The organism is Micromonospora vinacea, from assembly GCF_015751785.1.
Taxonomy (GTDB): Bacteria; Actinomycetota; Actinomycetes; order Mycobacteriales; family Micromonosporaceae; genus Micromonospora; species Micromonospora vinacea.
The window spans coordinates 4,197,343-4,217,463 of sequence record NZ_JADOTY010000001.1; the positions used below are offsets into that span (position 1 = coordinate 4,197,343).

The following is a 20,121-nucleotide window of genomic DNA, read 5'->3' on the forward strand; positions in this document are numbered from 1 at the left end:
CCCGGCCCGGCCGACGTGGCCGGGCCGGGTCAGCGGCCCTCGGCGTCGTCCATCGCCCGGTAGATCCGCTGCTCGGAGACGGGGTACGGGGTGCCCAGCGCCTGGGCGAAGACGTTCACCCGCAACTCCTCGATCATCCAACGGATCTGCCGGACGGCCGTCTCCTGGCGACGGGCCGGCGGCAGGTTGGCGAGCAGGTCGGCGTACTCCTTCTGCACCACAGCGATCCGGTCCTGCTGCTGGCGGTCCCGCTGCGGGTTACCGCCCAGCCGGTCCAGCCGACGCTCGATGGCGGTGAGGTAGCGCAGCAGGTCGGGCAGGCGCGCGTACCCGGTCTCGGTGATGAAACCGGCGTGCACCAGCCCGGCGAGCTGGCTGCGGATGTCGGCCAGCGCCGCCACCACGGCGAGGTTGCGGGTCGCACCGAGTCGCTGCTCGACGGCGTACGCGGCGGCGAGGACCTTGCGGACGCGGTCCATCACCTCGACCACCGTGTCGACCAGGTCGGCGCGGACCTTCTCGCGCAGGGCCGCGAAACCGTCGGCGTCCCACGCCGGCCCGCCGGCCACACCGATCAGCCGGTCGATGGCGGCGCCCGCCGCGTCCTCGATCAGCTCCTGCACGCCGCCGTGCGGGTTGCGGCTCAGCGCCAGCTTCGCCTCGTTGTCCAGCCGCCCCTGGAGGAACCGCGCCGGTGACGGCACGGTGAGCCGCAGCAGCCGGCGGGTGCCGGCCCAGTGCGCCGCCTCCGCCTCCGCGGGGGAGTCGAACACCTTCACCCCGACAGTGGCGCCCTCGTCGACGAGCGCCGGGTACGCGGTGACCGCGTAACCGGCGCGGACCTGCTCGATGGTCCGGGGCAGGGTGCCGACGCTCCACTCGCGCAACCCGGTGCGGGCCACCTCCGGTGCGGCGGCCGCCACCACCTGGCGTACCTCCTGGCGGAGCTGGCGTTGCAGGGCCGGCAGGTCCTTGCCCTCGGCGACCGGTTTCTCGTCGTCGCCGAGGACCCGGAAGGTCACCCGCAGGTGCGCCGGGAGCTTGCCCGGCTCCCAGGCGTCGCGGGGCACTGTCACCCCGGTCATCCGGCGCAGCTGCCGGGTGAGCGCGTCCAGCAGCGACTCCTCGCCGGGGGTGATCGCCGCCAGGGCGGCCCGGGCGTAGTCCGGCACCGGGACGAAGTTGCGGCGGATCGCCTTGGGCAGCGAGCGGATCAGCGCGATCACCGTCTCCTCGCGCAACCCCGGCACCTGCCAGTCGAAGGTCTCCGCCGGCACCTGGTTGAGCAGCGGCAGCGGGATGTCCACAGTGACGCCGTCGTCCGGCGTGCCCGGCTCGAACCGGTAGGTCAGCGGAAGGCTCACCCCGTCGGCCTGCCACTCGTCCGGGTAGTCGTCCTCGTCCACCCCCGGTCGGCCGTCGTTGATCAGCAGGTCGCGGGTGAAGGTGAGCAGGTCGGGTTGCTCGCGGCGGGTCTTCTTCCACCAGCTGTCGAAGTGCCGGCCGGAGGACACGTCGGCCGGGATCCGCTGGTCGTAGAAGCCGAAGATGGTCTCGTCGTCGACCAGGATGTCCCGGCGTCGGGCCCGGCTCTCCAGCTCCTCGATCTCGGCGAGCAGCCGCTTGTTGTCCGCCCAGAACTGGTGGTGGGTCTGCCAGTCGCCCTCGACGAGGGCGTGCCGGATGAACAGCTCCCGGCTCAGCGTCGGGTCGATCCGGCCGAAGTTGACAGTGCGGGAGCTGACCAGCGGGACGCCGTACAGGGTGACCTTCTCGTAGGCCATCACCGCGGCCTGCTTCTTCTCCCAGTGCGGTTCGCTGTAGCTGCGCTTGACCAGGTGCTGCGCCAGCGGTTCGACCCACTCCGGCTCGACCCGGCCGGCGATGCGCCCCCACAGCCGGGAGGTCTCGACCAGCTCGGCGGCCATCACCCAACGCGGCGGCTTCTTGAACAACGCCGACCCGGGGAAGATCCCGAACTTCGCGCCCCGCGCCCCCAGGTACTCGTGTTTCTGGGCGTCCTTGAGGCCGATGTGTGACAGCAGGCCGGGCAGCAGCGACTGGTGCACCTTCGGGGTGTCGATCTCCTCCGGCAGGTCCGCGCCACCCCGGCGACCCCGGCGGGCGTCCGCGTCGTCCGCTGTGTCGCGGGCCGCCCGCCCACCCCGCCGGTCACCCTCCTGCGGGGTACGCAGCACCTGCCGCAGTTGGCTGACGATGTCCTGCCACTCGCGGATCCGCAAGTAGTTCAGGTACTCCGCCTTGCACATCCGCCGGAACGCGCTGGAGGACAGCTCCCGCTGCTGCTCGCGCAGGTAACGCCACAGGTTGAGGTAGGCGACGAAGTCCGACTCCTTGTCGGCGAACCGGGCGTGCGCCTGGTCCGCCTGGGCCTGCTTCTCCGCCGGCCGCTCCCGCGGGTCCTGGATGGAGAGCGCGGCGGCGATCACCAGCACCTCGGTGGCGCAACCGTTGCGTTCGCCCTCGACCACCATCCGGGCCAGCCGCGGGTCGACCGGCAACTGGGCCAGCCGCCGGCCGAGCGCGGTGAGCCGCTTCGCCGGGTCGGCCTCGGTCGGGTCCAACGCGCCCAGCTCGTGCAGCAGGTTCACGCCGTCGGTGATGTTGCGCTTGTCCGGTGGGTCGATGAACGGGAACGCGGCGAGGTCGCCGAGCCCGATCGCGGTCATCTGGAGGATGACCGACGCCAGGTTGGTCCGCAGGATCTCCGGGTCGGTGAACTCGGGCCGGGACAGGAAGTCCTGCTCGTCGTAGAGGCGGATGCAGATGCCGTCCGACGTACGACCGCAGCGGCCCTTGCGCTGGTTGGCCGAGGCCTGGGAGACCGGCTCGATCGGCAGCCGCTGCACCTTGAGCCGACTGGAGTAGCGGGAGATGCGGGCGGTGCCCGGGTCCACCACGTACTTGATCCCGGGCACTGTCAGCGAGGTCTCCGCGACGTTGGTGGCGAGCACCACCCGGCGCGAGGAGTGCGCGGCGAACACCCGGTGCTGCTCGGCGGAGGACAGCCGCGCGTACAGCGGCAGGATCTCGGTGCCGAGTAGCGTTCGCTTCTTCTGCACCAGCTTGCCCAGCGCGTCGGCGGTGTCCCGGATCTCCCGCTCACCGCTGAGGAAGACCAGGATGTCGCCGGGGCCCTCGGCGGCCAGCTCCTCGACGGCGTCGCCGATCGCCTGGATCTGGTCGCGGACGTTCTCGTCGTCGTCGCCGTCCTCCTCGCCCTCGGCCAGCTCGACGAGCGGCCGGTAGCGCACCTCCACCGGGTAGGTACGCCCCGACACCTCGACCACCGGCGCGGGCACGCCGTCGGGCTCGTCGGCGGTGGGTGGGCCGGCGAAGTGCCGGGCGAACCGGTCGGTCTCGATGGTCGCCGAGGTGATGATCACCTTGAGGTCGGGTCGTCGGGGCAGCAGCTCACGCAGGTACCCGAGGATGAAGTCGATGTTGAGGCTGCGTTCGTGCGCCTCGTCGATGATCAGCGTGTCGTACTGGCGCAGCATCCGGTCGGTCTGCAACTCGGCCAGCAGGATGCCGTCGGTCATCAGCTTCACCAGGCTGCGCTCGCTGACCTGGTCGGTGAAGCGCACCTTGTAGCCGACCACGTCGCCCAGTTCGGTGCCCAGCTCGTCGGCGATCCGGTCGGCCACCGTCCGGGCGGCCAACCGCCGGGGCTGGGTGTGCCCGATCAGGCCGTGCACCCCGCGCCCCAACTCCAGACAGATCTTGGGAATCTGGGTGGTCTTGCCGGAGCCGGTCTCGCCCGCCACGATCACCACCTGGTGATCGCGGATGGCGGCGGCGATGTCGTCCTTGCGCTCACTGACCGGCAGACCCACCGGGTACGTGATCACCGGCACCGCCGCCTGGCGAGCGGCGAGCCGCTGCTCGGCCCGGACCAGGTCAGCGGTGATCTCGGTCAGCGCCGCCTCCCGACGCTGCGGATCGCGCAGCTTGCGGGCACCGTCCAGTCGCCGCTGGAGCCGGCGCTGGTCGCGGAACATCAGAGGTGTGAGGCGGCGGTGCAGCTCGCGAACGGGGTCGGACGCGACGGAGGCGGTTGGATTCTGCATGTCGTGCCCAAGGATAGGCAGCCCGGCGGCGCACCGCCCCTGGGTTACCGAGCGGCCGGCTCTCCGGAGGCCACCTCCCGTCCCTGGACGGCCAGGAGCGGGCCCTAGAGTTGGCGGCCGACGTCGAGCGCTGGGGGAGCCGGATGGAGATGCGCGACACCGACCGCGCGTTGGTGCAGGCCGCCACCGCGGTCTCCAAGCTGCGCTGCCGCAGCCAGCACCACACTGTCGCGTCGGCGGCCCGGACCGCGGACGGGCGGGTCTTCACCGGTGTGAACGTCCAGCACGCCACCGGCGGGGTCTGCGCCGAGCTGGTCCTGATCGGCACGGCCGCCACCCAGGGCGTCACGGCGTTGGAGACGATCGTCACGGTCGCCGACCGCGGCCGCGAGGTCGTCGCGCCCTGTGACCGGTGCCGGCAGGTGCTGCGGGACCACTTCCCGGAACTGCTGGTGATCGTCGGCCCGATGGACGCCCTGCGGGTGGTCCCGCTCGGGGAGTTGCCGGCGGATACCGGGAGCGGCTCGGCCGGCTGACCGGGCCCGGCGTCAGTCCCCGGAGGCCGCCTCCAGCATCGACTGCGGCACCGGCACGCTCTCGAACCGCAGGTTGCCCTCCGGAAGCAGCCACGATGTGACCCGCGCGACCAGGCGACCGGCCCGCACGGCGGGGTCGTTGGCGAAGAGCGCGCGTGCCTCGTCCGGGGCGATGGACAGCACCACGAAGCCCCGCAGCTGCTCGTCGTCGGGGTGCAGGAACGGCCCGGCCGCGAGCACCAGCCCCTGCTGCACGAGGCCCGCCTGGTGGGCCAGGTGCGCGTCCTGCAACCGGTCGATCGCGTCCTGCGGCAGCTCCGGCGGATCCGACGGTCGGGTCAGCAGGACGACCGTGTGCTGGTCGAATCGCATGAGCCAACCCTAGGTGCGCCGCGCCCTTTGCGCGGGCGTCTGCCCTGCTCAGCCTGTCGCGGATCGATGAGCGCCAGTTAGGTGACCCTCAACTGAGCGGCTAAGGTTAGGCGAACCTAAGCGTGAACGTGCAGGAGACTCGTGATCACCCTCGCCGCCCGGCCGACCTCGGCCCGCAACCGGTCCGGCACCCGTACCGGCCGCCGGGTGGCCGTCACCGTCGCGGCCGCGCTGGTGCTGCTGCTCACCGTGCTGGCCAGTTTCGCGCTCGGCAGCCGACAACTCGGCATCGACCAGGTCTGGCACGCGCTCGTCGCGCCGGACGGCAGCGACGCCAGCACCATCGTCCGTGAGCTGCGGATGCCGCGGACCGCGCTCGGCCTCGCTGTCGGGCTCGCGCTCGCCGTGGCGGGCGTGCTGTTCCAGGCGCTCACCCGCAACCCCCTCGCCGAGCCGCGCATCCTGGGCATCAGCGCGGGCGCGTCGTTCGGGGTGGTGCTCGCGATCTCCGTCTTCGGCGTCGGCACGCTCGCCGGGTACGTGTGGTTCGGCATCGCCGGAGCCCTGATCGCCGGGCTGCTGGTCTTCGCCATCGCCACCCGCGCCCGCGAGGGCGCCAGCCCGGTCACCCTCGCGCTGGTCGGCGCGGCGCTCGACGCCAGCCTGGCCTCCGGGGTGTACGCGCTGCTCAGCATCGACGCCCGCACCTTCGAGGAGTACCGCTTCTGGGTGGTCGGCGGGCTGGCCGGCCGGGACCTGTCGGTCGCCGCGCAGGTGCTGCCGTTCGTCCTCGCCGGGCTGGTGCTGGCTGCCCTGGTTGCCCGAGGGCTCGACGCCCTGGCCCTCGGCGACGACGTGGCCCGTGGTCTCGGCCACCGGATCGGCCTGGTCCGCCTCGGTGGTGGCCTCGCCGCCGTGCTGCTGACCGGTGCCGCGGTAGCCGCCGCCGGACCTGTCGCGTTCGTCGGGCTGGCCGTGCCGCACCTGGCCCGCGCCCTGGTCGGCGCGGACCACCGCTGGACCCTCGCCGTCTCCGCCCTGCTCGGGCCGGCGCTGCTGCTCGCCGCCGACATCGTCGGTCGGCTCGTCGCCCCGCCCGGCGAGATCCCGGCCGGGATCGTCACAGCCCTGATCGGCGCGCCACTGCTGGCCGTGCTGGTCCGCCGCGCCCGGGTGGTGACCGCGTGACCACCACCCTGCGCCCAGGCTCGGCTGGTGCCGACGCGGCTCGGCTGCCCGGGCGGTCGCTGCTGCGGATCGGCCCGGTCAGCCTGCTGATCCGCCGTCGCGCGGTGCTGGTGGCCGCCGCGTTGACAGTGCTGCTCCTGCTCGCCGTCGTGCTCAGCCTCTCGCTGGGCACCCCGTACGTCGCCCCGGCCGACGTGCTGCGCGCCCTCTCCGGTGCCGGCACGCCGTACGACCTCGTGGTTTTTGATCTTCGGCTGCCGCGGGTCGTGCTGGCGGCCGTGGCCGGCGCCGCCTTCGGCGTGGCCGGTACGCTGATCCAGAGCGTGGCCCGCAACCCGCTCGCCAGCCCGGACGTCATCGGCATCACCCAGGGCGCCGGCCTCGCCGCGACAGTGGCCCTGACCAGCGGAATGGCCGCGGTGCTGGTGGCGCCCACCGCGCTGGTGGGCGGGCTGCTCGCGGCGGTGCTGCTGTTCGCCCTCGGTGCCCGGCACGGGCTGGCCGCGCAGCGGTTCGTGCTCGCCGGGGTGGCGGTCGCGTTCGGCTTCCGGGCGCTCACCGAGGTGGTCATGCTCACCGCCGACCCGATCGACGGGCTGCGCGCGCAGATCTGGCTGATCGGCACCCTGGCCGGCAAGGGCTGGACCGAAGCCGCCTGGATCGCCGGCACGCTGCTGGTGCTGCTGCCGGTGCTGGCCTGGGCCGGCTGGGCGCTGAACAGCACAGCCCTGGACGACGACACCGCCCGGGGCGTCGGGCTGCGCCCGGTGGCCCGTCGGATCGGCCTCGCCGGCACCGGCGTACTCGTCGCTGCCATGGTCACCGCCCAGGTCGGCGCCGTCGATTTCGTGGCGCTGGTCGCCCCGCAGGTGGCCCGTCGACTGGTACGCGCCGAACGACCACCGCTGGTCTGCGCGGCGCTGCTGGGCGCCCTCCTGCTGGTGCTGGCCGATCTGGCCGGCCGGCGGTTGTTCGCACCCACCCAACTACCCGCCGGTGTGCTGACCGCAGCGATCGGTGGCCCGTACCTGATCTTCCTGCTGCTGCGCGGCCGGCGGCGGTCGTCGTGACGCCTCAAGGAGTGGTGTGATGCTCTCCACCCGCGACCTGGTCGCCGGCTACGACGAGCGAACTGTGCTCGACGGGCTCGACCTCGACCTGCCCACCGACGCGTTCACCGTGATCGTCGGGCCCAACGCGTGCGGCAAGTCCACCCTGCTGCGCACCATGGCCCGGCTGCTCACCCCTCGCCGAGGCACGGTGCTGCTGGACGGCACCGCGATCCGCGACCTGCCGACCCGGGAGGTCGCCCGCCGCCTCGGAGTCCTGCCGCAGAGCCCGCTGGTGCCCGAAGGCGTCACGGTGGCAGACCTGGTCGGGCGCGGCCGACAGCCCTACCAGCGGTGGTGGCGGCAGTGGTCGGCGGAGGACGGTGCCGCTGTGGACCAGGCGATGGCCCTCGCCGACGTCACGGACCTCGCCGACCGGCCGGTGGACAGCCTCTCCGGCGGTCAGCGGCAACGGGTGTGGATCGCCATGACACTCGCCCAGGACACCGACGCCCTGCTGCTGGACGAGCCGACCACCTTCCTCGACCTGGCCCACCAGGTGGAGGTGCTGGACCTCCTGCACCGGCTGCGCTCCGAGCGGGGCCGCACAGTGGTCGCCGTGCTGCACGACCTGAACCAGGCCGCCCGCTACGCCGACCACCTCGTCGCCATGCGCGCCGGCGCCGTGGTCGCCGCCGGACCGCCCCGGGACATCCTCACCGCCGACCTGGTCCGCGACGTCTTCGGGCTGGCCTGCGTGGTCGTGCCCTGCCCGGTGACCGGCGCACCGCTGGTGGTGCCCGCGTACACCGGCGGCAGCGCTCCGGCTCCGGCTCCGGCTCCGGCTGTCCGTCCGGCTCCGGCTTCCGTCGCCGCGTCCGCTGACGCCGAAGACCCCAGTTCGCCCACGGCGTCCGTACCGGACGCCCGACCCGCCACCGGCGACGCGGCCAACCCGCTCGCCGGCTCGCACCCCTCGAAAGGACTCTGATGCGTCGTCTCGTCGCAGCTCTCGCCGCGGCCGTCGCCCTCGGTGCCGGCCTCACCGCCTGCGGTGAGAGCGACCCGGTCGCCGGCTCCACCACCGGGGAGACCCGGGAGATCACCCACGCCATGGGTACCACCAAGGTCCCGGCCGAGCCCAAGCGCGTCGTCGTGCTCGACACCGACAAGATCGACACCGCGCTCTCGCTGGGCATCACGCCCGTCGGTGCCGCCACCGCCGGTGAGGCGAAGAGCTGGCCGACGTACTTCGGCGCGGACAAGCTCGCCGGCATCAAGGAGGTCGGGGTGCTCACCGAGCCCGACCTGGAGGCGATCAACGCGCTGAAGCCGGACCTCATCCTCGGCAGCAAGTTCCGCCAGGAGAAGTTCTACGACGAGCTGGCCGCCATCGCGCCCACGGTGTTCACCGAGAAGGTGGGCATCACCTGGAAGGACAACCTGCTCCTCGACGGCAAGGCGTTGGGCCGCGAGCAGCAGGCCAAGGATCTGCTCGCCACGTACGAGAAGCGGGCCAAGGACTTCGGCGCCACGCTCGGCGACCCCGCCGCCCGCAAGGTGTCGATCGTGCGGTTCATCCCGGGCAACATCCGGGTGTACGGCCCGGACTCGTTCTCCGGCATCGTCATCGGCGACACCGGCCTGGGCCGCCCCGAGCGGCAGTTGCTCGCCAACAAGGAGGACAAGCGCTTCGACCTGGTCAGCCCCGAGCGGATCAACGAGGTCGACGGTGACGTCATCTTCGTGACCGCGTACGGCGACAAGGCCGCCGCCGAGCAGACCAAGGTCGCCGGCGGGACGCTCTGGAAGGGCCTCGGCGCGGTCAAGGCCGGCAAGGCGTACCCCGTCTCCGACGAGGTCTGGATGACCGGCATCGGCGTCGGCGCCGCCAACAAGATCCTCGACGACCTGGCCAAGTACCTCCCCGCCGCCTGACACACCCCACCAGGGCCACCCGGCGTGACGCACCCCGCGCACACCATCCAAGATCCGCGCAAGTTCGGGGAAACTGCTGCCTCGTGAGCTGTTCAGGCAGCAGGATCCCTGAAGTTGCGCGGATCTTGCTGGGTCTGGGTCTTATGCAGAGTCAGCGGGAGCGGGACCGGAGGGCTTGACGAAGTTCGGCGAGGAAGCCGTCGAAGTCTTCGCGGAACCGCTTCGCGGTGACGTGCAGGACGATCCAGTCCTCACCGAGCAGTCGGTTGAGGCGGCGGCGGTCTCGGTGGAACTGCTCGGGATCGTCGTGCCACACCCCGTCGTACTCGACGGCGACCTTGAGGTGCGGCCACGCCAGATCGAGACGGGCCACGAACCTTCCATCGCGCTCGACCACGAACTGCGTCACGGGCGCCGGCACCCCGGCGAGCACTATTCGCACGCGAAGCTGGGACTCCGGGATCGACTCCGCGCCCGCGTCGGCGAGCTCAGCGACACGCACCATCCGCTTCCAGCCCCGGTCGCCGATCCGTGCTCGGGAGGCCGCGCGCAGTCGAGGGAGCGTCACCAGCCGTTGGCTGGCCAGGCGATCCACGACGGCGACGGCGTCCTCCGTTGGTAGCCACTGGGCGAGGTCCCAACAGATGCGCGTCGGCGTGGTCAGCGGGATGCCCTGACGTACCGCAACGTCGGTCGCGGCGATCGCACCCGTGTGCACAACGAGCCCTGAGACCGGACCGAACCGCTTGCCGGCGGGCACGAGCACATCGATGGGCTCGTGGTTGGCGACCGACGCCGCGCCGTAGAGCGCCGCGGCACTGCGACCGGCTATCGCTGCGCCCGGTGGCAGAACCCACAGTGCCGCGGCGGTACAACGAGTGCGGTGGGTGACCGCCAGCCGGGCATCGGCGTAGACGTCCCTGAACAGCGGACGCCATGCCGCGCTGCGCAGCTCCGTCCGGGTCAGCAGGCCTTGGGCAACGACGCGGGAACCGCGGAAGACGCGTCCCTGCAGACTCGCCGGCCGTCGTGGGGAAAGAGGCATGACAGACACCATGACCGGCGTTCGCGCTCGCCTGCAGCCCCTGTGGATAACCCCCGGCCAAAGGCCTGAACGCCAAGATCCGCACAGCTTCGCTGTTCTTGCTGCCTTCTCGCGACGCGAGACAGCAGCATCCCCGAAGTTGCGCGGATCTTGGCCGGCCGGGTGGGTGGGTGGGTGGGTGGGTGGGGGAGGGTGGGGCGGGGGTGGGGTTAGGCGGCGGTGGACCAGATGGCGCGGAAGGCGGCGGCCTCGCCGGAGAGCCATCGTTCGATCTGGTCGGGCTTGGCGTCGGTGGGCATGCGGTGGGCCAGGCCGCGGCGAACGTCGACCAGGACCGGCTCGGCGTGCGGGAGCACCGCGTCCATGTGACGGGCCATCAGGTGCAGGGTGGCGAGCACCGACTCCTCGCTCGGTGGGGCCTCGTCGAAGTGCAGGCGGACCGCTTCGGCGCGGCCGTCGGCGTGGCGTACCCCGAAGTGGGGGTTGATCTTGACGGGCAGGTCACCCAGCATGGCCAGGGCGTCGCGGGTCTGGGCGAGATCGATGGCGGCTGGCTCGCCGAGGGAGTGCAACCAGGTCGTGGCGCCGGGGACGAGCGCCTGGTAGAGCGGGCGCCAGCGTGGCTTGACGATGTCGGCCACCCCGGCCAGGTGGGTGCCGCCGGTGTGGAAGGCGATGTCGGCCTTGAGTGCCTTGACGAACTGGCCGTGCGGGTTGAAGCCGGACCGGCTGGCGCGTTGCTTGCGCAGCCCGCCGACGAAGGTCGCCTTGGTGGGGCCGGTGCGGTCGACGTAGCGGGTGAAGCCGAGCAGTGTGGCGTAGGGGGTGAGGGGTGTGGAGGCGGGAGCGGTCACGGGCGTCCTCCCGGGTCGTAATCCTGCAGGTCAGGAACTCGATTAGTACATACATTCTAATCGACGGGTCTGACATCGCCCAGCGAAAGAAGGGGTGTGGAAGACGCGACAAAGGGGGCCGTCCGGCGTACGGACGACCCCCTGTCGGGACGCTCGCTAGAGCTGGCCGACGTCGGTGATCCGAACGACCGCCGCGCCGACCTCGTCCGAGGCCGCCAGGTCGATCTCGGCGCTGATGCCCCAGTCGTGGTCGCCGTCCGGGTCGTCGAAGATCTGCCGTACGGTCCACCGCTCCCGACCCTGCTCGATCATGAGCAGTGCCGGACCCCGGGCGTCCGGCCCGACCCCGATCGAGTCGTACGCCTCGAAGTACGGCCCGAGGGCGTCGGCCCACGCGTCGTAGTCCCAGCCGTCCTCGGCATCCAACTCGGCGAGCAGGTCCCAGCGGCGTAGCGCGGCCAGCTCGACGCGGCGGAACAGCGCGTTGCGCACCAGCACCCGGAACGCCCGCGCGTTGCGGGTCACCGCCGGTGGCCGATCCGTCAGGGCGGCGTGCGCCTGGGCCACCTCGGCCACGTCGGACGGGTTGCGCAGCCGCTCCCACTCGTCGATGAGGCTGGAGTCGACCTGGCGGACCAGCTCGCCCAACCACTCGATGAGGTCGATCAGTTCCTCGGTCTTGGCGTCCTCGGGCACGGTCTGGCGCAGCGTCTTGTACGCGTCGGCCAGGTAGCGCAGGACGAGACCCTCGGAGCGGGTCAGCCCGTAGAACTGCACGTACTCGGTGAAGGTCATGGCCCGCTCGTACATGTCGCGGACGACGGCCTTGGGGGAGAGCTGGTGGTCGGCGACCCAGGGATGACCCTGCCGGTACATCTCGTACGCGGCCTCCAGCAGCTCGGCCAGGGGCTTCGGGTGGGTCACCTCGTCGAGCAGTTCGATGCGCGCCTCGTACTCGATGCCCTCGGCCTTCATGGCGGCGACCGCCTCGCCGCGCGCCTTGAACTGCTGCGCGGAGAGGATCTGCCGGGGGTCGTCGAGGATCGACTCGATCACGCTCAGCACGTCGAGCGCGTACGACGGGGACTCGGCGTCGAGCAGTTCGATGGTGGCCAGCGCGAGGGGGGAGAGCGGCTGGTTGAGGGCGAAGTCGAGCTGGAGGTCGACGGTGAGCCGGATCCGCCGGCCGGTCTCGTCCGGCTCGGGCAACTCCTCGACGACCCCGCCGGCCCGCAGCGCCCGGTAGATGGCGATCGCCCGGCGGATGTGCCGGCGCTGCGCGGCGGGCTCCTCGTGGTTGTCGGTGAGCAGGTGCCGCATCGCTGTGAACGCGTCCCCGGGCCGGCCGATGACGTTGAGCAGCATCGAGTGGCTGACCTGGAAGCTGGAGGTCAGCGGCTCCGGTTCGGCGTCGACCAGTCGGTCGAAGGTGGGCTGGCCCCAGCCGATCGAACCCTCCGGCGGCTTCTTGCGGACCACCTTGCGCCGCTTCTTCGGGTCGTCGCCGGCCTTGGCGAGGGCCTTCTCGTTGTCGATGACGTGCTCGGGGGCCTGCACCACGACCCGGCCGATGGTGTCGTAACCGGCCCGGCCGGCCCGCCCGGCGATCTGGTGGAACTCCCGGTTCTTCAGCAGCCGGGTACGGACCCCGTCGTACTTGGACAGGCCGGTGAACAGCACGGTGCGGATCGGCACGTTGATGCCGACGCCGAGGGTGTCGGTGCCGCAGATGACCTTGAGTAGGCCGGCCTGGGCGAGGGTCTCCACCAGGCGGCGGTACTTGGGCAGCATGCCGGCGTGGTGCACGCCGATGCCGTGCCGGACCAGCCGGGAAAGCGTCTTGCCGAAGCCGGCGGTGAACCGGAAACCACCGATCGCCTCGGCGATCATGTCCTTCTCGGCGCGGGTGCAGACGTTGACGCTGGTCAGCGCCTGGGCGCGTTCCAGTGCGGCGGCCTGGGTGAAGTGCACCACGTACACCGGGGCCTGCTTGGTCTCCAGCAGCTCCTCGAGTGTCTCGTGCAGCGGCGTCATCGCGTACGAGAAGATGAGTGGGACCGGCCGCTCGGCCGTGCGCACGACGGCGGTCGGCCGCCCGGTGCGCCGGGTCAGGTCGTCGACGAAGCGGGTGGTGTCCCCCAGGGTGGCGGACATCAGGATGAACTGGGCCTGCGGCAGCTCGATGATCGGCACCTGCCACGCCCAGCCCCGGTCGGGCTCGGCGTAGAAGTGGAACTCGTCCATGATCACCTGGCCGACGTCGGCCTTCGTGCCCTCGCGCAGCGCCAGGTTCGCCAGGATCTCCGCGGTGCAGCAGATGATCGGGGCGTCGGCGTTGACGCTGGCGTCGCCGGTCAGCATGCCGACGTTCTCGGCGCCGAAGACCTCGCAGAGCGCGAAGAACTTCTCCGACACCAGGGCCTTGATCGGCGCGGTGTAGAAGGTCGTCCGGCTGTCGGCGAGGGCCGCGAAGTGCGCGGCGATCGCCACCAGGCTCTTACCCGAGCCGGTGGGCGTATTCATGATCAGGTTGGCGCCGGAGACGATCTCGATGACCGCCTCTTCCTGATGGGGGTAGAGGTCGAGGCCGCGCTCCTTCGCCCAGCCGGCGAACGCGTCGAAGAGGGTGTCGGGGTCGGCGCTTGTCGGCAGCGCGGCGGTGAGCGTCATAGCCTGTCCATGGTGCCTGGATCATGCCCCGGTACGCCAACCCGGCCCGCACCGGACCCCCGTCCGGGCGTCCGGAACGTGCCCCCGCGTTGCGGTTCGGGCGTTTCGCCGGTCACGGTCGGCGGTACAGCAGGTCGACGACTGGCCGACCGGCCGTGATCGCCCGCCGCTCGAACTTCGTCAGCGGGCGGTGCGCCGGCCGCGGCGCGAAGCCGCCGTACGCGTCCACCAGCTCCGGGTCCGCGTCGAGGGTCTCCCGCATCGCCTCGGCGTACTCGGCCCAGTCGGTCGCGCAGTGCAGCATGCCGCCGGAGCGCAGCCGGGACCGTAGCAGCGCCACGTGCGCCGGCTGGATGATCCGCCGCTTGTGGTGGCGGGACTTCGGCCACGGGTCCGGGAAGAAGACGTGCACAGCGTCCAACACGCCCTCGGGCAAGCCGCTGACCAGCGACAACGCGTCGCCCTGCGCCACCCGCACGTTGCGCAGGGCACCGCGCTCCACCAGGTGGAGCAGGTTGGCGATTCCCGGCGTGTGCACCTCGACCGCCAGATAATCTCGATCCGGGTCGGCGGCAGCCATCGCAGCGGTGCTGTCGCCCATGCCCGAGCCGATCTCCAGCACGACGGGCGCCCGACGACCGAACAGGTCGGCCAGGTCGACGGGCACCACAGGTCCGTCCGGCACATCCAGGCCGTACGCGGGCCAGAGCCGGCTCAGCGCGTCGGTCTGCCGGTCGCTCATCCGACCCCGGCGGGGGTGGAACGTGCGGATCGTCCGGCTCGCGGGCGGGACGGCGGGGTCATGGTCGGTGGCGGTCACAGCGACCCGAGCGTACGCGACGCCGCCGCCGGATCGGATGTGATGTGCGACCGGAAATGAGAGGATCCAACTGGTACGGCAGGTCGGGTGCTCCACTGCCCGACCCGGCCGCACGGCGTCGAGAGGGGGCATCGTGAGAGTGACCCGCGGCGTCGTCACCCTGTCGCTGGTGACAGTGCTCGCCGGCCCCCTGCTGGCCGCCACGCCCGCCCTCGCCGCACCCGAGCATGCCCTCGCCACTCGTGCCGCGCCCGAGTGGGCTGATCTTGCCGCGCCCGAGCGGGGTGTCGCCGTCGCGGCCGAGCGGGCCGTCGCCGTCGCGCCCGCGCCGCAGCCGGGAGGGCCGCCCGGAAGTGCTCCCCAACCGGCGCCGTCGGTGGACATCTTCGTCGAGGTGAGCCCCAGCACCGTGCAGCCCGGCTACCTGGTCGGCATCCGGGCCAGTTGTCGGGACAACTCGGTCGGCGCCACAGTGGTCTCCGACGCCTTCGGGGCGGTCGGCGTGCAACCCCAGCGCGGGGTGCTCACCGCCGCGCCGATGGTCCGCGAGCGCACCCGCCCCGGCAACTACCGGGTCAAGCTGGAGTGCCGCGACGGCGAGACCGCCTCGACAATGCTCCAGGTGGTCAAGAAGATCCCCAACCAGCCGAGTCGGGGTCCGGCGACCGGGTTCGGTGGGAGCAGCGGCGGGATGACCGGCAAGCTGCTGCTGCCCGGCGGCGCGGCACTGACCATCACCGGGCTGATCCTCGCCGTGATGGCGTTCCGCCGCCCCCGAGCCGCCACGCGTCGCTGAGCCCGCCATGACGATCTTCCGCCCCACGCCGCCGCCGGCCGGTTCACGCCCGCCGTTCCCTGGCCGTCCCGCCCCACCGCCTGACGGTGCCCGCCAGCCGTTCGCCGGCCGCCCTGCCTTGCCGCCCGATGACGTTCGGCTGCCGGTGGACGACGGTTGGGCGGACTCCGAACGCCCGCCAGGTCCCCAGCGCCCGCCAAATCGCCAGCGCCCGCCAGATCCCGACCGCCCGCCGGATCCCGACCGCCCGTCCGTTGCGGCGCGCCCGCCGACCGCCGTCGCCCCCCGGCGCAGTCGTCCGTCCGGCCGCAGCCCCTGGTCCGTACCGTTGGCAGTGGTGTTGGTGTTGGCCGGGGTCTTCGCCACCGGGGCGGGGCTGGGCCGTTCGGTCGGCCCGTTCGACCTGGCTCCGACCGGCGGTGACCGGCCGGCCCGCAGTGAGTCGGTCGGGTTGTCGGCCAGTCGGCCCGTGCGCCTGTCGGTGCCGGCGATCAAGGTGGCCGCGCCGGTGGCGCCCGTCGGGCAGGCGCGGGACGGCTCGATCGCCGTACCGCCGCTGGAACGGCACAACGAGACCGGTTGGTACGACCGCGGGCCCACACCCGGCGAGCCTGGCCCCGCCGTGATCGTCGGGCACGTGGACACGAAGAGCGGCCCGTCGGTCTTCTACGACCTCGGCAAGCTGCACCCCGGCGACCTGATCGAGGTGGCCCGGGCGGACGAGTCGGTGGTGGTGTTCCGGGTCGACACCGTCGAGCACTTCCCGAAGGACCAGCTGCCCGCCGAGCGGATCTACGGCCACGACGGGCCACCCGGGCTGCGGTTGATCACCTGCGGCGGCCAGTTCATCGGGGGCCGCACTGGCTACGCCGACAACGTCATCGCCTTCGCCACCCTCCAGTCCTCCCGCAAGTCCTGAGACCGCCCGCTCGCCTGGTCGGCTGCGCGCCAGGCCGGCAGCTGCCGCTTGATCGACTCGGTTTCATTGAAGTCGAGGTGCCGGACCGACCCGGTCACCGCGGTTTCCGTGAACCCGAGTGGATCAAGCCGGCGGCACCCGCAGGTCGACAGAAAGTGCAAGATCGCGGAGCGGGGTGGTCAGGGCTGTGGGACGTGCAGCGCCACTTCGAACTCCAGCAGGCTGGCGCCGGTGGAGACCGGGGGACGGGGCTTCTCGCCGGGGGCGGCGGCGTGGGCTGCGCGCGACGGGCCGGCGGCCCACGCCTGGTACGCCTCCTCGCTCTCCCACTTCGTGTAGACGAAGTAGCGGGTCTCGCCGGCCACCGGGCGGAGGAGTTCGAAGCCGAGGAAGCCGGGGGAGTTCTCCACCGTGCCGGCCCGGGCGGCGAACCGCTTCTCCAGCTCAGCGCCGCCACCGGGCGGGACCTCGATTGCGTTGATCTTCACGACTGCCATCTGCCCACCCTAGCCACTCAGAACGTCTCGACCGCCGGGACCAGGTCCGCGTCGACCACGATCGGGGCGTGGTCGGAGGGGCCCTTGCCCTTGCGGGCCTCGCGGTCCACGTACGCGGCGCGGACGGCTCGGGCGAACGGCGCGGACGCGTACACCAGGTCGATTCTCATGCCCTTGTTCTGGTGGAACATGCCGGCCCGGTAGTCCCAGTAGGTGAAGGGGTGGGGGCCTTTCATCGGAGTGGGCACGACGTCGCTGAGGCCCAGGTCGCGCAGTGCCGCGAGGGCTGCCCGCTCGGCCGGGGTCACGTGCGTGGAGTGGGTGAAGACCGCCGGGTCCCAGACGTCGGCGTCGGTCGGGGCGACGTTGAAGTCGCCGCAGACCGCCAGCGGCAACCCGCCGGCCAGCTCCGCGTCCAGCGCGTCGCGCAGCGCCGCGAACCAGGCCAACTTGTACGCGTAGTGCGGGTCGTCCGGCGTCCGGCCGTTGGGCACGTACACCGACCAGACCCGCACCCCGTCGCAGGTGGCGGAGATGGCCCGGGCCTCGGGCTCGGGAAAACCGGGCTCACCGGCGAACCCGACCCGGACGTCGCCCAGCCCGACCCGGGACAGGATGGCGACCCCGTTCCACCGACCGTCGCTGTGGCTGGCCACTGTGTAGCCCAGCGCGCCCACCTCGGTCGCCGGGAAGGCGCCGTCGGGGCACTTGGTCTCCTGCAGGCAGACGACGTCCGGCCCGGTGTCGGCCAGCCACTCCAGCAGCCGGGGTAGGCGGGCCTTCACCGAGTTGACGTTCCAGGTCGCCAGGCGCATGCCCCCAGCCTGCCGCATCCGCCGCCGCGACGCCCGGTCAGCTGCCCGGGGTGTCGCCGGGGCGGGTCTGTTCGGCCAGGAACCGTTCCAGTTCCGCGCCCAGTTCGTCGGCGGTGGGCAGCGGGCCGGCGTCCGGGGCGAGCAGACTCTTTTCGCCCCGACCCCGGGCGAACGCGTCGTACTGCTCCTCCAGGGCCTGGACCAGGGCCGCGGCGTCCTCGGTCTGCGCGACCTGCCGGTCGATCTCCACCCGGACCACCTCGGCGGCCGAGCGCAGCCCGTCGCCGGGCAGCAGCAGCCCGGTGCTACGGGAGACCGACGTGAGCAGCACCTCGGCGGCGGCCGGGTACTCGGTCTGCGCCACGTAGTGCGGCACGTGGGCGGCGAAGCCCAGCGCGTCGCGGCCCTGCTCGCCGAGGCGGAACTCCAGCAGGTGACCGACGCTGCCGGGCACCTGGACGCGTTGCAGCCAGGGCTCGTAGCCGGCGATCAGCTCGGGGCGGGTGGCGTGCGCGGTCACCCCGGTCGGCCGGGTGTGCGGGACCGCCATCGGGATCGAGTTGAGCCCCACTGTGAGCCGGACGTCCAACCGGGCGGCGAGCCCGGCGACGGCGGCCACGAAACGCTCCCACTGAAGGTCCGGTTCCGGGCCGGTGAGCAGCAGGAACGGGGTCTCGTCGTCGTCCTGCAGCAGGTGCAGCTCCAGCTTGGGCGCGTCGACGCTCTCCCAGTGGTCCTCGACGAAGGTCATCACTGGTCGTCGCGATCGGTAGTCGAAGAGCTGGTCGACGTCGAAGGTGGCGATCGGCCGACCCTCCAGCGAGGTGAGTAGCTGCTCACGCGCCAGTCGGCTGGCGTTCCCGGCGTCCACGAACCCGGTGAGGGCCTGGATCAGGACCGGCTGCCCGAGGTCGGGCAGATCGTCGGTGAGCTGGTAGAGCTCGTGTGGGTCGAGCACCGGTGCGGACCTCCCTGAAATGTGCCTGCGGGGCGCCGTCGCGACGGAGGGCACCCGTTCGGGCAACGTACCCGCCATCCTGGTGCATTCCTGCGCCGGGCGATCCGTTGGCCGGGTGGTGGGCGTGACCGGACTAATCGTCTGTTTACGCCACCAGGCCAAGCCCCTTTGGCCGATCGGCCGAGGGATCGTTCGGCCCAAAGGCCGAGTTTGTCGATCATGTCAGGCTCGGAGGTCGGATGTCCGGGCCTGTCCCGGGCCGTGCCGGCCCGCGTGCGCCGCCAGCTTCATCCGGTACGCGAGGTTCGTTCCCCGGGCGGGTCGACCCGCCCGGGTCGTCCACCAGCACGAGGCAAATCTGTGTCGAGCACCACGTGATCACCGTGCGTGATCGGGGTTTGCACCTGCCTAGCCTCGGTTGATGCGTGACGACGGCACCCTCGACGACCCGTACGCCCCGAGCAGCCCCACTACCGATACGGAGGATGGCACCTCAACCGAACGGACAACCGCCGCGAGCCGGCTCCGGGCGTACGCCCGGGACCTGACCGGTCGACGCCGGGCACAGCTGGCGCTGGCCACCGGTGTGGTGTGCTGCCTCGGTCTGACCGCCGTCGTCCAGATTCGGAACGAGGACGCCGACGCGGCGACCCGGAGTGGATCGCTCTCCAGCGCCGAACTGGCGCAGCGCGCCGAGCAGCAGCGCGCCTCCCGTTCCCTCGACCGCACGGCTGCCCCGAGCGCCTCCGCCGCCGCCCCGTCCGTCGCGGCGAGCGCCACCGACCCGGACACCACAGCGGCGGCCCGCACTGTCGCCCCGGCGCGCCCGACCGACCCGGCACCCGTCGCCGGGCTGGACGAGGACCAGATGGAGAACGCCGAGGCGATCGTCCGGACCGGCCGCAAGATGGGGGTGCCGCGCCGGGGTCTGGTGATCGCGGTGGCCACCGCCATGCAGGAGAGCAATCTCTACAACGTGGCCAGCGGCGTACTGCCCGAGTCGCAGGACTACCCGCACCAGGGCGTCGGCTGGGACCATGACTCGGTCGGGTTGTTCCAGCAGCGGTCCAGCAGCGGCTGGGGCCCGGTGGGGCGGCTGATGGACCCAGAGTTCGCCACCCGGCAGTTCCTCAGCGCGCTGGAGCAGGTGCCCGGCTGGCAGCGGATGCGGCTCACCGACGCCGCCCAGGCAGTGCAGGTCTCCGCGTACCCCGAGCACTACCAGCAGCACGAGTGGCGGGCCACCCGGGTCGTTGACGCCATCGTGCCGGCGGGGCGGTAACCTACCGCCCACTATGGACGGTCAGGGTTGAGGCTGTCGCATCCCGGGTACATGTGTTGCGGGTTCGGGGTACACATGACTACGGGACCATCGACAGGAGGACGCCATGTCACTGATGCAGCGGATCACCACGTTCCTGAGATCGCCGAAGGGTCAGCAGTTGGTCGAGCGAGGTCGCCGCGAGATGGCCAAGCCGGGCAACCAGCAGAAGCTGAAGGGGTTGGCGGCCCGGCTGTCCAACCGCCGCCGCTGACCGCCCCATCGGCCGCCCTGTCCACCGTTCCCACCCCT

The 20,121-nt window shown here is 71.9% G+C and carries 18 protein-coding genes; 9 read left to right on the forward strand and 9 right to left on the reverse strand.

All coding sequences use genetic code 11. The features are described 5' to 3' along the window. Positions 1-29 precede the first annotated feature (29 nt). On the reverse strand, positions 30-4,091 hold the full coding sequence (gene hrpA / locus IW249_RS19820; RefSeq protein WP_196922121.1) for an ATP-dependent RNA helicase HrpA: 4,062 nt from the start codon (positions 4,089-4,091) through the stop codon (positions 30-32). A 143-nt stretch (positions 4,092-4,234) separates the two neighbouring features. Here hrpA and IW249_RS19825 point away from each other — a divergent pair, with 143 nt between their 5' ends. Further along, positions 4,235-4,627, forward strand: coding sequence for a cytidine deaminase family protein (locus tag IW249_RS19825; RefSeq protein ID WP_196922122.1), 393 nt, complete (start codon positions 4,235-4,237; stop codon positions 4,625-4,627). Between the two features lie 12 nt (positions 4,628-4,639). On the opposite strand, the gene IW249_RS19830 is transcribed toward IW249_RS19825, so the two are convergent. Beyond that, the gene (locus tag IW249_RS19830; protein WP_196922123.1) at positions 4,640-4,999 is read right to left on the reverse strand and encodes a YciI family protein; all 360 of its coding nucleotides are present in this window, start codon (positions 4,997-4,999) and stop codon (positions 4,640-4,642) included. A gap of 141 nt (positions 5,000-5,140) precedes the next feature. On the opposite strand from IW249_RS19830, the gene IW249_RS19835 reads away from it, so the two are divergent. From IW249_RS19835 to IW249_RS19850, 4 genes are read left to right on the forward strand one after another with little or no spacing between them, the layout of a single operon-like run. Continuing rightward, complete coding sequence (locus tag IW249_RS19835) at positions 5,141-6,187, forward strand: FecCD family ABC transporter permease (RefSeq protein WP_196922124.1); 1,047 nt, start codon at positions 5,141-5,143, stop codon at positions 6,185-6,187. Continuing rightward, positions 6,184-7,257, forward strand: coding sequence for a FecCD family ABC transporter permease (locus IW249_RS19840; RefSeq protein ID WP_307788646.1), 1,074 nt, complete (start codon positions 6,184-6,186; stop codon positions 7,255-7,257). The genes IW249_RS19835 and IW249_RS19840 overlap by 4 nt, the downstream gene beginning before the upstream one ends. Before the next feature lie 19 nt (positions 7,258-7,276). Next, entirely contained in the window at positions 7,277-8,227 is a 951-nt protein-coding gene (locus tag IW249_RS19845) for an ABC transporter ATP-binding protein (protein WP_196922125.1), read from the forward strand. Continuing rightward, positions 8,227-9,174: an ABC transporter substrate-binding protein gene (locus tag IW249_RS19850; RefSeq protein ID WP_196922126.1), complete on the forward strand. Its 948-nt coding sequence runs from the start codon at positions 8,227-8,229 to the stop codon at positions 9,172-9,174. Before IW249_RS19845 ends, IW249_RS19850 begins: the two co-directional genes overlap by 1 nt. Before the next feature lie 151 nt (positions 9,175-9,325). Here IW249_RS19850 and IW249_RS19855 read toward each other — a convergent pair whose 3' ends face one another. From IW249_RS19855 to trmB, 4 genes are all read right to left on the reverse strand, one after another. After that, the gene (locus tag IW249_RS19855; RefSeq protein ID WP_196922127.1) at positions 9,326-10,219 is read right to left on the reverse strand and encodes a type IV toxin-antitoxin system AbiEi family antitoxin; all 894 of its coding nucleotides are present in this window, start codon (positions 10,217-10,219) and stop codon (positions 9,326-9,328) included. A gap of 209 nt (positions 10,220-10,428) precedes the next feature. Further along, a complete protein-coding gene (locus IW249_RS19860) occupies positions 10,429-11,073 on the reverse strand; it encodes a hypothetical protein (protein ID WP_196922128.1) in 645 nt (214 codons plus the stop codon). A 156-nt stretch (positions 11,074-11,229) separates the two neighbouring features. Beyond that, positions 11,230-13,743, reverse strand: a complete 2,514-nt coding sequence (locus tag IW249_RS19865) for a DEAD/DEAH box helicase (RefSeq protein ID WP_196922129.1) — start codon at positions 13,741-13,743, stop codon at positions 11,230-11,232. Positions 13,744-13,855: 112 nt separating this feature from the next. Further along, entirely contained in the window at positions 13,856-14,563 is a 708-nt protein-coding gene (gene trmB / locus IW249_RS19870) for a tRNA (guanosine(46)-N7)-methyltransferase TrmB (RefSeq protein WP_372432981.1), read from the reverse strand. 130 nt (positions 14,564-14,693) lie between these two features. Between trmB and IW249_RS19875 the strand changes: the two genes are divergently transcribed. Together IW249_RS19875 and IW249_RS19880 are read left to right on the forward strand one after the other, a co-directional pair. Further along, positions 14,694-15,359 (forward strand): hypothetical protein, encoded by a 666-nt coding sequence (locus tag IW249_RS19875; protein ID WP_196924867.1) that lies wholly within the window; start codon positions 14,694-14,696, stop codon positions 15,357-15,359. Positions 15,360-15,477: 118 nt separating this feature from the next. Next, the gene (locus IW249_RS19880; protein ID WP_231393795.1) at positions 15,478-16,278 is read left to right on the forward strand and encodes a class F sortase; all 801 of its coding nucleotides are present in this window, start codon (positions 15,478-15,480) and stop codon (positions 16,276-16,278) included. 179 nt (positions 16,279-16,457) lie between these two features. Here the strand turns inward: IW249_RS19880 and IW249_RS19885 are convergent, their stop codons facing one another. Genes IW249_RS19885 through IW249_RS19895 form a run of 3 tightly spaced genes read right to left on the reverse strand, consistent with a single transcriptional unit; the run spans position 16,458 to position 18,548 of the window. Continuing rightward, positions 16,458-16,775 carry an antibiotic biosynthesis monooxygenase family protein gene (locus tag IW249_RS19885; RefSeq protein WP_196922132.1) on the reverse strand — a complete coding sequence of 106 codons (318 nt, stop codon included), beginning with the start codon at positions 16,773-16,775 and terminating at the stop codon, positions 16,458-16,460. 17 nt (positions 16,776-16,792) lie between these two features. Continuing rightward, positions 16,793-17,590 carry an exodeoxyribonuclease III gene (locus IW249_RS19890; RefSeq protein WP_196922133.1) on the reverse strand — a complete coding sequence of 266 codons (798 nt, stop codon included), beginning with the start codon at positions 17,588-17,590 and terminating at the stop codon, positions 16,793-16,795. A 37-nt stretch (positions 17,591-17,627) separates the two neighbouring features. Then, positions 17,628-18,548 (reverse strand): proteasome assembly chaperone family protein, encoded by a 921-nt coding sequence (locus tag IW249_RS19895; RefSeq protein WP_091401570.1) that lies wholly within the window; start codon positions 18,546-18,548, stop codon positions 17,628-17,630. 421 nt (positions 18,549-18,969) lie between these two features. Here IW249_RS19895 and IW249_RS19900 point away from each other — a divergent pair, with 421 nt between their 5' ends. Then, a complete protein-coding gene (locus tag IW249_RS19900; RefSeq protein WP_196922134.1) occupies positions 18,970-19,830 on the forward strand; it encodes a peptidase M23 in 861 nt (286 codons plus the stop codon). 106 nt (positions 19,831-19,936) lie between these two features. After that, a complete protein-coding gene (locus IW249_RS19905; protein ID WP_167457721.1) occupies positions 19,937-20,083 on the forward strand; it encodes a hypothetical protein in 147 nt (48 codons plus the stop codon). Positions 20,084-20,121 lie beyond the last annotated feature (38 nt).

Excerpts from the sequence above, each read along its gene's own strand:
- hrpA (WP_196922121.1), bottom strand. The coding sequence starts at position 4,091 with ATGCAGAATCCAACCGCCTCCGTCGCGTCCGACCCCGTTCGCGAGCTG.
- IW249_RS19825 (WP_196922122.1), top strand. The coding sequence starts at position 4,235 with ATGGAGATGCGCGACACCGACCGCGCGTTGGTGCAGGCCGCCACCGCG.
- IW249_RS19830 (WP_196922123.1), bottom strand. The coding sequence starts at position 4,999 with ATGCGATTCGACCAGCACACGGTCGTCCTGCTGACCCGACCGTCGGAT.
- IW249_RS19845 (WP_196922125.1), top strand. The coding sequence starts at position 7,277 with ATGCTCTCCACCCGCGACCTGGTCGCCGGCTACGACGAGCGAACTGTG.
- IW249_RS19850 (WP_196922126.1), top strand. The coding sequence starts at position 8,227 with ATGCGTCGTCTCGTCGCAGCTCTCGCCGCGGCCGTCGCCCTCGGTGCC.
- IW249_RS19855 (WP_196922127.1), bottom strand. The coding sequence starts at position 10,219 with ATGCCTCTTTCCCCACGACGGCCGGCGAGTCTGCAGGGACGCGTCTTC.
- IW249_RS19865 (WP_196922129.1), bottom strand. The coding sequence starts at position 13,743 with ATGACGCTCACCGCCGCGCTGCCGACAAGCGCCGACCCCGACACCCTC.
- IW249_RS19885 (WP_196922132.1), bottom strand. The coding sequence starts at position 16,775 with ATGGCAGTCGTGAAGATCAACGCAATCGAGGTCCCGCCCGGTGGCGGC.
- IW249_RS19890 (WP_196922133.1), bottom strand. The coding sequence starts at position 17,590 with ATGCGCCTGGCGACCTGGAACGTCAACTCGGTGAAGGCCCGCCTACCC.
- IW249_RS19900 (WP_196922134.1), top strand. The coding sequence starts at position 18,970 with ATGCGTGACGACGGCACCCTCGACGACCCGTACGCCCCGAGCAGCCCC.
- IW249_RS19905 (WP_167457721.1), top strand. The coding sequence starts at position 19,937 with ATGTCACTGATGCAGCGGATCACCACGTTCCTGAGATCGCCGAAGGGT.